Consider the following 12,163-nt stretch of genomic DNA (forward strand, 5'->3'; position numbering starts at 1 on the left):
AGAAGGAGGAAGGTCATGGCTGGAGAGTCGTTGCGATCGTCGGTTTCGTTGCCCACGGATTTGACGTATCTGGAACCCCTTGAGGGATTCGTCAGGGGACTGTGCAGGGTCGCGGGGTGCGATCAGAGGGACACGTCCATGGTAGCGTTGGCGATCGAGGAGGCGGTCAGCAACGTCATCCAACATGGATATGACCAGGGCGAGACGGATGTCTTCGACGTCTCCTTCGATGTGGGCGCTGCCGGCATAGTTGTCGAGGTCCACGATAAAGGACTTCCCTTCGATCCCGAATCGTTTTTTTTCAAAGAGCCTCTCTCGGGGGGAGCTGCTCCGGAGAGAGGGATAGGCATAAAGTTAATGAAGGGCGCCATGGACAGGGTGGAGTTCGTCAATCTCGGCAAGGGCGGAAAATTGGTCAGGATGACCAAATACTTTCGTCACAGGAGGATAGACAGTTATTTCACCGATGGGGAATTGGTCGATTCACCTGAAGAGGAGTCTTTTTTGGGGCCATTTGAGGTTAGAGTCATGAAGTCGGAGGAGGCGCTGGAGATATCTCGCTGTGCCTATCGAGCCTACGGTTACAGCTACAGGGAGTTCGTATATTACCCGGAGAGGATAAGAGAGCTCAACGAAAGCGGAATGATGAGGTCCTTCGTCGCAATCGATTCCAGAAATTCCCTCGTGGGACATCTGGCCCTTTCGTTTTCCGATCTCGATTCCGTCATAGCCGAGATGGCTGCGGCTTTCGTAAACCCATCCTGTCGGGGCCAGGGAATTCTCGGGATGATGAACGAGATGGTCATGGCGGAGGCGGAGAGATCGGGTCTTCAGGGATTGTTCGTCCACGCAGTGACCAGTCACGTAGCTTCACAGAGGGGAGCAGCCAAGTCCGGTTTCATGTCTACCGGGATTCTTTTGGGGGCGTTGTTCTCAGACTTGAACTTCAAGGCCCTGGCTGGAGAGGTGAGACAGAGGGAGAGTGCGGCGATTATGTATCGTCCCCTGTGCCATCGTGTGGATTACGATATCTGGGTTCCCGATAGATACGTGTCCATCGTATCCGCCATAGTCGCTTCCTGCGGGGTGAACGGGAAGGTCCGATCGTCTCCAGTCTCCCTTCCGGAGAGAGCCTCTAGAAGAGGAGAGGGGAACAGAGCCTACAAGGTGGGGGAGTTCAACTTCGGGGAGATAAGAATAGTGGATTTCGGCCAGGATTCTTTGACTGATCTGCATCAAAGGCTGAGGGAGTTTCGCAGGGATCGGCTAGACGTCGTGTACCTTTATCTGGACGCAGAGGTCCCCGAGGCTGTGCCCTTCGCCGAGGAATGCCGCCGAATGGGATTCGTGTTTTCCGGATATCTCCCGGGAGAGCTGAGGGGACACGATGCCTTGATCCTTCAGTATCTAGACGAAACGTCTTTGGATCCGTCTAGGATAAATCTCGCCGGTAAGATGGGGCAGGATATACTGGAGTATATAGTTGCCGAGATGGATGAAAGGGAGGAGTCTCTATGAGAGAGTTCCCAGCGGTGGATGCCTACAGTTGTATCGATAAAGCCTTTGGCCGTACCGAGGAATCGGATAGGCTTTTTCTCGAGGCAATCAGAGAGAACTACCTGTTTCAGCTCAGTTGTCAGTCTTACGTCAGAGCTCTTATGGAGAGATACGATTTTTCTCCTGAAGATCTAAAGGGGCCGGAGGATGTATTGAAACTCCCTCCTGTTTTCGTGGATACCATGAAATACCATCGTTTTATCTCTGTTCCGGAAAAGGACGTTATCATGACACTGACCAGTTCTGGGACCAGCGGGCAGGTTACCCAGGCGTTGTTTGACCGTCCCGGTGTGGAGAGAATACAGCGTATATCCAGTAAGATATTTAACGATATAGGTTTTTGTTCGTCCAGACCTGCGGGGTATCTCATGTTCAGCTATGCCAGAGAGGACGCCCAATCCATCGGCACCAGTTGGAGCGATGAGCAGGAGATGAAGTGCGCTCCTGTTTCAGAAGAGAAATGGCTGCTTCGCAAGAACGATGAGGGAATATTCGATTTCGATCCCGAGGAGGCTGTTGATGCCCTTGCGGATATGGCCGAGAGGGGACCTGTGCGTCTTCTCGGTTTCCCCTCCTTTATATTTCAGACCCTGGATGAATTAGATAGGCAGGGAAGGTCTATCCAGGTCGATGGAGACAGTTTCGTCATAGCCGGTGGAGGCTGGAAAAACCATGCAGGGGTGCCTATGACGCAGTCCGAGTTTGCCTCCGAACTGGAGAGGAGGATAGGACTTCCCAAGGAGAACGTCAGGGACCTCTACGGAATGGTCGAGCATGGCATACCCTATTGTTCCTGTCCGATGGGCCATCACCATGTTCCCGTGTTCTCCAGGGTGGCGGTCCGTCATCCTGTGACCATGGAATTTATGCCTCACGGGGAGGAGGGCCTGCTTCAGCTGATATCGCCTTGGAATGTCGCTCAGCCGAACTGTTCTATACTGTCCTCCGATCTGGTCCGGGTAGAGAAAGACTGTCCTTGCGGTATTCCCGGCGAATATATCGCTTCGATAAGAAGAGGCGGTAAGAAAAAACATAAGGGCTGTGCCATTGCGGCCCAGGAGATACTGGATAAAGTACGCGCCGATAGGGAGGGACGATAATCATGGAGAGCATGAGACATTTTCTTTTCGGAGAGTGGCGGGAACTCCCGCCCGATCTGCCTCTCGACGAGGCCCGCAGCGTCTTTGAAAGTAGTGCTATGGCGGAGCGGCTGAAAAAATTCTCCTCCATATCGGTGGATGATGTCATATCCCTTCTGGATAGAGTGGGAACCAGGCTTACATCCCCTGGACCGTACAGGGATAGGATTATGGATGCTATGCCGGACGTTACGGGGTTTTCACCTTCCATGGTCGAGATAGGGTTAGATGTCCTGAAAGGGCTGCTTTCCCGGGGGTCACTGGAGGAGCGCCTGGCCTGCCTAGGGGATCGTAGGGTTCTGGATTGTTGGACCGAGAGCGGAGGCAGCCCCATAAGGGCTGTCCCTCTTGGGTGCATATGCCATATAGCGGCGGGCAACATCTTCCTTGGATCGATCGATTCTCTCGTGATGGGTATGATAACCAAGAATTTGAATGTTCTCAAGATCTCCAGACAGGATCCGATATTCCCTTTTATATTCCTCGAAGCCCTGCTTGAGGAGGACCGTGGGGGAAAGATCTCATCTTCTATAGCCATTACCTCTTGGAGTCATTCCAACGAGGGAATAATGGACCTTGTAGGTAGGAGGTTTGACGGGATACTGCTCTTTGGAGGAGAGGAGGCCGTCCGTTCCTACAGATCCATGGCGTCTCCGGGAAATGAGGTGCTGGCGTTCGGGCCCAAGATCAGCTGGGCACTGATACGGGAGGGTCTTTCCGAAGAGGAGCTGGACGAGGCGATCAAAGGGTTCGCCATGGACGTATCTCTATGGGAGCAGAGGGCCTGCACCAGCTGCCAGAATATCTTCGTAGAGGGACGCGACCTGGTCGACAGAGTCGCCGAAAAACTTCATGAGGAGCTGTCCTCTCTGGAGGAGTCGATCCCGCAGGATAGGCTTTCTATAGACGATGCCGTGGATATACTCAGGGAGAGAGAACAGGCTTTTTGGGATCAAGTTCACGGTAACAAGAAGCTCTTTCAGGGATTGGGACATACCGTTGTGTTAGGTCAGGGCGCTAGGCTTTTGCCGTCTCCTTTAAATCGGACCGTTTTCGTCTCTGCCATAAGGAACATCGGTGAGCTGGCGAAGGGAGATATCCTCGATATGGGGTATTACATGTCGACCGTAGGTTTGGCCGTTCCTGATGTTCTCATGGACGAGACGATAGAGACCCTTCAAAAGCTTGGAGTTCGGCGCTTCTGTCTTCCTGGGACTATGGGGTTGGGTGCCGACGGAAAAGCATCTCACGATGGCATTCATATAGCACTCAGTTTGGTGCGGCTTATAAACAGGGAGGATATCTCGAGAGATGGATTGGGGCTCAACTGGGTTTCTAAAGACAGACGAACAGAGTTGCTCCTGGGAAGGCTCAATCGGGTTCTCTCCGAGGCCATGAAGGCACCTTTCTATAGGGAAAAATACAGGGATCTGTCTCTTCCTCTGAAAAACCTTTCAGCCTTTGCCGAGCTTCCCTGCATGGAAAAGAGTGACCTGGAGAAAAATTCTTATCCCTCCAAAGATATGTTGACCGATCCAGATTTGGGAGGATACGTTTTCTCCTCTGGTGGAACCTCCGGTCATCCCAGATCGCTTCGCTGGACTTCGTCGGAGTTCCGAAAATCAGCGGAGGTGCTGGGAAGGGGATTTAGGACTCTCGGAATAGGTCGGGACGATGTGGTGGCGAACTTGATGGTGGCCGGTCCCCTCTATACAGGATTTTTGGCGGTCAACGGAGGGCTGGAGGAAACGGGATGTACGGTGTTGTCTATGACGGCCAACCAGTCTCCGAAGGATACGGTCGATCTTCTGGTCGAACTGTCTCCTACGGTCGTGATGGCCATGACGAGCGCTCTGGTGGAGCTTGCCGAGGAGGCTTTGAATAGGGGAGGGATCCATCTGGATCGAATCTTCTACACGGGAGAGACCATGGGCAAGTCGTCCATAGCCTTGCTGGAAAAGGCCTTTTCTCCCAATCGTGTAGGTTCTCTGTCCTATGGGGCGGTGGAGATAGGTCCCTTGGCGTTTCAATGTCCTCATTGCAGACATGATGAATTCCACGTGGACGAGTCTTGGGTTTACGTCGAGATAGATGACGATGGCGAGCTCTACGCTACCACCCTGGAGAGGACCCTTCAGCCGATAATAAGATATAGATTGGGCGACAGAGCGGAGTGGATAGGCGAGGCCTGCGATTGCGGCAGAAAAGCCCCCCGTTTCAGGCTTATGGGCAGATCTGACGACTCGGTTCGTCTGCTCTACAACGATCTTTACCTTAAGGATCTGGATGACACTGTATCGCTTTTCTCCGGGCTTTCTCCGATCTATCAGGTCGTGGTGGAGGATGGTTCGAAGGGACCGGACGTCTCTATAGCGGTAGAAGGAGACGCTTGTTCGATCGAAGAGGAGTTTCTCCGGGTTCTTAAGAAAAAATCGTCTCAGTTCGACCATCTCTCCGATTTCGGATGTCCGGTCAAGCTGTCGGTGGTACCCAGAGGTACGATAGAGAGGCTTGGAAGGACGGGGAAGGTTCGCCGCATAGTGGATCGGAGGATCCGTTGAGGTGAATTTTAAGGCATTGACAGGGCACCCTCTGGTCAGATTCGGGGATTTTAGGCGGTTCTTCCTGGCTCGCTTCGTGTCCTCCATAGGGGATAAGTTTTTCGCTATAGCTCTGTCTTGGTGGGCCGTCAACGACGCGGGCCCTAATGGGCCGATGCACCTCGGGTTTCTCATGGGCATAACCTTATTACCTGCGGTGGTGTTGGGGCCGATATCCGGGACCTTGGCGGATCGATACAGCCGTAAGACCTGTATGATCGTGGCCGATTGTGCCAGATTGGCTGTTATGTCGGTCATGACGGGGTTGTTGATAATCGGGGAGATGTCTTTGCTCTTGATGTACCTCTCGGTGTTGACCCTTTCATCCTTTATGCCTCTCTTCGAGGCATCTGCCAACGGATGTCTCGAGGCCTTGACCGACGAAGAGAGCCTGGCTGCTGCCGCGGCGGTGAACTCATCCGTTGTCGAGCTGTCGAACGTCCTAGGTGCGGCCTTAGGCGGAGTGGCCCTGGCTACTTTGGGCACCGCCGGAGCGTTCGGCGTGGATGGGGGGACGTTTCTTCTCTCTTTATTGTTCATCGTGATGATAGGGAATCCACTTCGTCCCGAAAGGTTGCCGGTCTCCTCTATAGAGGGCGGTATGAAAGAGCTTTTACTGTGGCTGCGAAGCAACGGCGACGTTTTAGGGTATCTCTGTCTTTTCGGAGGTCTCAACTTTTTTGCCGCTCCGCTGATGGTGTCGGTCCCTATGATGGTCAAATACGGTTTCGATGGCCCTGTCTCCTGGGTGGCCTTTCTCGAGGGGAGCCTCGCCCTTGGATCGGTGGTGGTGGCGATGTCAGTGAGCTTCCTTTCTCCCGGGTCGGTATCTCGAAGGGTTTTCTGGGGTATCCTTACGACCGGTCTCGCGATGGCCGCTTTCGCCTCGTCTTCCGGTTTTGCCGGAGGAGTCCCGTCGGTGTTCGTCGCCGGGGGAGGTCTGGCTTTGGTAAACGCCGCTGCTATGGGATATTTTCAGAGAAGGGTTCCCGACTCTATGAGGGGACGTTTTTTTGCCGTTCTCACCGCCGTCGCCTATTCGGTTATGCCCGCCGCCCTTGTGGTGAACGGCGTGGTATGTCAGATATGGCCTGTAAGGGCGGTTCTCGCGGCTGATGGAGCGATAGTTGCCTTGATGGGAGCTTTGGTATGGCGGGTTCCGGGGGCAATATCCGGTAGAAACTGATCGGGGTTTTCCCATTGTGATAGTATAGAGAAAGTATCGGAGGGAGATGATCCTATGACTTTACTGCGGGTGGATAAACTCAAGGAAGGTATGGTCGTAAAGGTAGATGTCGTGGCTCCCTCCGGAAGGCTGCTACTGCCGGTCGGCACGAATCTTGAGGATAAACACGTCCGATTGCTTAAAAGCTGGGGAGTAGTGGAGGTCGAGATAGAAGGTGAGCCCCAGCCGGAGAGTTTGCCCAAATTGCCTCCTATGCCCAAAGAGGCCATGACCAAAGGCGCGAGCTATCTGGATCATCTATATTCTCTCTGTGGTAGAGGATCGCCGGTGTTAAGGGAGATGTTCCGTATCTCCACTGTGAGGATAATGGCTCTGATAGCCGAAAAGGGTATCTCGGTGGTCCCTGATATATCTCATATGGACGATCTGGACGATCCCTCTCGTATCAAGTCGCTCGATTTATCTATCTCTCAATTGTTAGGAAAACAAAACAAGCTTTTTTCTTTTTCCGAGACTTACCGTCAAATCGTCGAGGTCCTTAGGTCTCCCAGGAGTTCCTCAGCTCATATAGCTCAAGTCGTGGAGAAGGACACCAGCCTGTCCGCCAAGCTCCTCAGAATAGTTAACAGTGCTTATTACGGTTTCCCCTCAAAGATAGGATCTATCCAAAGGGCGGTTACCGTGCTTGGAGGTAGGGAGCTTACCACCTTGGCGATCGGAGTGACGGCCATACGCTATTTCTCTGGATTATCTCAAAATGTCATAGATATGGACCGTTTCTGGCGTAATTCCGTGGCCTGCGGTGTATTTGCCAGACTTCTGGCCGGAGAGAAGCATCTCCTATCGGACAGCCATTTTTTTCTGTCAGGGCTGCTCCGCGACATTGGCCTGCTTCTACTGCTGGGGGAGTGTCCGGATTTCATGGGGAAGCTCTTGGATAGAGCGAGCTCCAGGAAAATGTCTCTGCCGGTGTGCGAGAGAGAGGCATTCGGATTCTCTCATTCCTTTTTGGGAGCCGCCTTGCTTTCGGAGTGGCAGGTTCCACCCTATCTCATAAGTACCATAAAGTATAAAGATAATCCCTTGGCCTCCGACGATGTGTCGGAATCGTCTATTTTGCACGTTGCCGATGTGTTGTCCTTTGCGATGGGTTATGGTTGGAGTCCTATAATTCCGATTCCATCGCTGGATCAGGACGCCTGGGATCACCTTGAGCTGTCTCATAACGTCTTGGATACCCTTACTGCCAGGGCCAACAGACAGATAAGCGAGATCGTAGGAAGCTTCATAGACTGAATCGGAGAGATTGCATGATCGATCTTAAAAAAAGACTCGACTATCTGGAAAAGGAAAGGGATAGGGTCATAGCTTCCCTGGACTCTGTGTTGAGCTTCAACAGTCGATCCTCCATGATAGGGGAATCGACGACGCGGACCGGGCTTTTGACCGACGCTTCCGCTAAGCTCCGGCGATTATGTCATTTTAGATGTGTGTCTTTCTACCTCGTGGATAAAGAGGATCAGGATTTTTATCAGGCTTTTTGCGACGATTCCGAGTGGCGAGATTTCGTCGAGGTCGAGAGAAATGGACTGGTCGACGATGGAACCTTCGCATGGGTTCTGGGAAGGACTCAGCCTACCGTACTGAGCTCCAGCGATGGCAGTTATAGTTTGATGTTGTGCTCTCTCTCCACCGTGTCTCGAATAATGGGTATGTTCGTTGCCGTAGTCGATCGGGACAAGGGTTGCATGGACGACATCTCTCTTTCTTTTCTGGCGTTGATATTGAACATAACGTCCATTTCCCTTCAGAATCTTGAGCTTTATGGTCTCGTTCATGAGCTGAACGAAGATCTGGAGAAAAAGGTGTCCAGCTTGACCGAATCGGAAAAAAGGTTGACCAATTACCAGCGTAATCTAGAGGATTTGGTCAAACGTAGGACCGCTGACTTGGAAAACACCCACGACGAACTTCTCCTCGCAAAGGAGAAGGCCGAAGCAGCCAACGCCGCCAAAAGCGCTTTCCTCGCCAACATGAGCCATGAGATTCGTACCCCTATAAACGTAGTACTTGGTATGACCAACCTGGCCTTGGAGTCCGCAGATATCCCAGACGGTCCTAGAGAATATCTTGAAGACGCTAGATTGGCCGGTAGAGAGTTGCTGAAACTTATAGACGGTATCCTGGACCTGTCTAGAGTCGAGTCTGGAGAGATGAGCCTCTCCTTGGAATCCTGCGATCTTTACGAATTGTGTCGTTCCGTTATGGATATGACCAGGGTGAGAAATAGTTCCGACGAGCTTGCTATAGAGCTCGTTTTCGACGAGTATGCTCCTAGATTGGTAAAATGCGATACGTTACGTATGAGACAGGTACTTTTGATCTTGACGGAAAACGCGGTTAAGTTTACGGAGAGAGGTTCCGTGACCTTGGTAGTCTCCATGGTTCGTCGTGCCGAGGGAGAGGCTACGATTCGTTTCGCCGTGAAGGACACAGGCATAGGTATATCTGAGGATAAGAGGGACCATATATTCGGTACCTTCTACCAGGTAGATGACTCCCGATCCAAGAGGCATAAGGGGGCTGGTCTCGGTCTGTCCATAGCCAAGCAGATAGTGGAGATCATGGGAGGTCGCCTGTGGTTGAAGAGCGAGGAGGGAAAGGGAAGCACTTTTTTCGTGGACGTGCCTCTTCCCGTCTTGACCAATGAGTTCCATCCTCCCGCTGTGGGGGGTGGTTCGGTTGTTACCTCCGATGATATGGAGACGCCTCGCGATTTGACAGTCCTGTTGGTAGAGGACAATATGTTGAACCGCAAACTGGCGGAAGCCATGATGGCAGAGCTCGACTGGACCATAGACGTCGCAGAGGATGGCTTCAAGGCGGTTGAGGCGGTATCGGCTAAAAGGTACGATCTCGTGCTTATGGACGTTCAGATGCCCGGTATGGACGGACTTGAGGCGACCAGAAAGATAAGATTCATGGAGAAAAGAGGAGTTATATCCTATCGTCCGATAATAATAGCCATGACGGCCAATGCGATGAAGGGTGACAGGGAGATATGTATGGAGTCGGGAATGGATGATTATCTATCCAAACCCCTCAGTCGGGATTTAATGATGAAGACTATTACGTCGGCTTTGATATCCGGGGGATGACGATGGATCGATCTAGAGTGGAATTGAAGAAATGCGCCATATGCGACAGGGCCTTTTGGGGTGGCCCCGAGGATATGGCCTGCGGATCCTGTCGAGCGGAATACGAGAAACTCCGGGAAATGGTGAGAGAGTATCTTTGGCATCAGCCCATGCAGAAGGCTACCTTGGAGAGGATAGAGACCGATCTGGGAATCCCCCCCAAGGTGGGCAGGATGTTGCTGAAAGATCCTAGATTCGCTGGACTCAGCGATGAAGATATAGCCAAGGATGGTCTCGAAAAAGAAAAGAGGAAGTTTAGACATGGTAGGTAGAATAAAAAAAATATTGTATTACGCCAAGCTTTTTATGTTTGGGACGTTTTTAGATAAACGTAGTGCCGTCGTTAGAAAAGAGGCCTTCGACGAGAACGACGATCTTATGTTGCTTCTCTTCGGCGATTATCTTGGTATACCGAACCCCATCTCCTATTATATGCTCGAGCTATTGCCCTATGTGGCGTCCGATATGGATGCCTGGGAGAGGCGTATTCAGAACAGAAAGATGATCTTGGCCGAGAAAGCGGCTCAATTCGATTTCGATTGATCTTAGGACGGAGGTCTAAATATGTATCGTAGATATACCTTCTTCGGAGGAAAGGGCGGAACCGGTAAGACGACCTGTGCCGCCTCCTACGCTCTCTCCTTGGCACGTCGGGGCGTAAGGACCTTGGTGGTGTCGACCGATCCTGCTCATTCTCTGGCGGACGCAATAGGATCTCCGATTGGGAGCGAGGTCGTGGAGGTTGAGAAAAATCTCTGGGCCCTGGAGATAGACGCGGAGCTTGAGGCGAAGAAATATATGGAGTCCATTCAGCAACAGATGCTTCATATAGTCAGTGCAGCGATAGTCGAGGAGATAAAACGTCAGCTTCGTATCGCATATCTCTCTCCCGGTGCGGAAGAGGCGGCCATATTCGACAGGTTTATCGATTTGATGGAGGAGGCGGGGGATAAATACGACGTAATAGTCTTCGATACCGCTCCTACCGGCCATACTCTCAGGCTTTTGACCCTTCCCGAGGTGCTGAAGGTCTGGATCGACCATCTGATAAAAAAGAGAACCAAGGCCATGGATCTGATGAGACTGGCGGCCAGATACGAGAAGGAGCTTCAGGAAAAGCTCAAGGACGATCCGATATTCAACATTCTCTCCCGTCGTCGAGATAGATTCCAGAGAGCCAAAGATCTGCTCACCGATCACGATAACGCAGTCTTTCATTTCGTTTTGAACGCGGAAAAGATGCCTATTCTCGAGACGGAAAGGGCTATAAAATTGCTAAAGGAGTTCGATATAAAGGTAGGCTCCGTGGTGGTCAATAGGATCATTCCCCCTGAAGCCGGGGCCTTTTTCGAGAAGCGCAGAGAGGCTCAGGATGGATATCTCAAGACCATAGAGGAACGGTTCGGAGTGTATGGTATCGTTCGTCTGCCTATGTTGGAGTCCGACATTCAGGGAGTGGAACAGCTGGAATCCATATCCGAGTCGATAAAGGAAGTGGAGGAGCTATGATAAAGAGGACCGGTTTTTTAACCGGTCCTCTTTATCGAGGAATAGCTTTAACGTTCCTCTCTGTAAAATGGGGTGCCTAGGGCTGCTGGAGCCCCGAACAGTATCCCCTTTCCTTTTTTCACGGATATGACCAGCAATACCGTTATAGTCAGTATGTAGGGCAGCATAAGGAGGAGGGGAGCCGGGATGTTCGTTCCCGCCGCCTGTATCCTGAGCTGACAGGCCTCGACTCCTCCGAAAAGATAGGATCCGAATGCCGCTCTGGCTGGGTGCCATATCGCGAAGATCACCAGAGCAACCGCTATCCAGCCTCTGCCTGCGGACATCCCCTCTGTCCACATGTGGCTGTAGGATATGGACATATAGGCTCCTCCTACGGCAACGACTCCGCCTCCTATCAGTGTGGCCGCGTAACGTATGGCCGCTACGTTCAAACCGACCGAATCGGCGGCCCGGGGGTTGTCTCCTACCGCCCTTAGGTTTAATCCGGTCTTCGTCCTCCATAGAAACCAACACATGAAGGCGACCAATGCATAGGATATGTAGACCAGTGGATCGTGGTCGAAGAAGACCGGCCCTACGAGGGGGAGCTCGCCCAGAAAGGGTATAGTTGTCTTCGTCAGTCCCTTGATGGTCTCTCCTACGTAATTTATACCGAGTATGGCGGTTGTCCCCGTTCCCAGCATGGTCAAAGCCAGGCCGCTGACCACTTGGTTCCCTCCGAGGGTTATGCAGACTACGGCGTGAAACAGGCTGAAGAAGGCTCCTATGCCGAAGGCTGCCGCAACCCCGAGCCACGGGTTCCCCGTGGACGATGTGACGGCGAAACCGGATAAAGCTCCCAAGAGCATCAATCCCTCCAACCCGAGGTTCATCACTCCGCCCTTTTCGGTTATTATCTCGCCCAACGTGGCGTAGAGGATCGGGGTTCCGCTTCTGACCGCTGCGGCCAATATGGGTACGATGATCTCCACG

The 12,163-nt window shown here is 52.3% G+C and carries 10 protein-coding genes; 9 read left to right on the plus strand and 1 reads right to left on the minus strand.

The window, feature by feature from the left end; all coding sequences use genetic code 11:
- Positions 1-15 precede the first annotated feature (15 nt).
- From DPEP_RS08985 to DPEP_RS09025, 9 genes are read left to right on the plus strand one after another with little or no spacing between them, the layout of a single operon-like run.
- Positions 16-1,518, plus strand: a complete 1,503-nt coding sequence (locus DPEP_RS08985) for a GNAT family N-acetyltransferase (protein ID WP_005661456.1) — start codon at positions 16-18, stop codon at positions 1,516-1,518.
- Positions 1,515-2,657, plus strand: a complete 1,143-nt coding sequence (locus DPEP_RS08990; RefSeq protein ID WP_005661458.1) for a LuxE/PaaK family acyltransferase — start codon at positions 1,515-1,517, stop codon at positions 2,655-2,657. The genes DPEP_RS08985 and DPEP_RS08990 overlap by 4 nt, the downstream gene beginning before the upstream one ends.
- Positions 2,658-2,659: 2 nt before the next feature.
- The gene (locus DPEP_RS08995) at positions 2,660-5,257 is read left to right on the plus strand and encodes an acyl-CoA reductase (protein WP_005661459.1); all 2,598 of its coding nucleotides are present in this window, start codon (positions 2,660-2,662) and stop codon (positions 5,255-5,257) included.
- Position 5,258: 1 nt separating this feature from the next.
- A complete protein-coding gene (locus DPEP_RS09000) occupies positions 5,259-6,482 on the plus strand; it encodes an MFS transporter (protein ID WP_005661460.1) in 1,224 nt (407 codons plus the stop codon).
- 54 nt (positions 6,483-6,536) lie between these two features.
- Positions 6,537-7,778, plus strand: a complete 1,242-nt coding sequence (locus DPEP_RS09005; RefSeq protein WP_005661461.1) for an HDOD domain-containing protein — start codon at positions 6,537-6,539, stop codon at positions 7,776-7,778.
- Positions 7,779-7,792: 14 nt separating this feature from the next.
- The gene (locus DPEP_RS09010) at positions 7,793-9,640 is read left to right on the plus strand and encodes an ATP-binding protein (protein WP_005661463.1); all 1,848 of its coding nucleotides are present in this window, start codon (positions 7,793-7,795) and stop codon (positions 9,638-9,640) included.
- 2 nt (positions 9,641-9,642) lie between these two features.
- On the plus strand, positions 9,643-9,951 hold the full coding sequence (locus DPEP_RS09015) for a hypothetical protein (RefSeq protein ID WP_005661465.1): 309 nt from the start codon (positions 9,643-9,645) through the stop codon (positions 9,949-9,951).
- Positions 9,941-10,222 carry a DUF7990 family protein gene (locus DPEP_RS09020; RefSeq protein WP_005661467.1) on the plus strand — a complete coding sequence of 94 codons (282 nt, stop codon included), beginning with the start codon at positions 9,941-9,943 and terminating at the stop codon, positions 10,220-10,222. Before DPEP_RS09015 ends, DPEP_RS09020 begins: the two co-directional genes overlap by 11 nt.
- 21 nt (positions 10,223-10,243) lie before the next feature.
- Positions 10,244-11,188: an ArsA family ATPase gene (locus DPEP_RS09025; RefSeq protein ID WP_005661470.1), complete on the plus strand. Its 945-nt coding sequence runs from the start codon at positions 10,244-10,246 to the stop codon at positions 11,186-11,188.
- 47 nt (positions 11,189-11,235) lie between these two features.
- Here the strand turns inward: DPEP_RS09025 and DPEP_RS09030 are convergent, their stop codons facing one another.
- A complete protein-coding gene (locus tag DPEP_RS09030; RefSeq protein WP_005661472.1) occupies positions 11,236-12,162 on the minus strand; it encodes an ABC transporter permease in 927 nt (308 codons plus the stop codon).
- Position 12,163 lies beyond the last annotated feature (1 nt).

Source organism: Dethiosulfovibrio peptidovorans DSM 11002 (assembly GCF_000172975.1).
GTDB classification, from domain to species: domain Bacteria; phylum Synergistota; class Synergistia; order Synergistales; family Dethiosulfovibrionaceae; genus Dethiosulfovibrio; species Dethiosulfovibrio peptidovorans.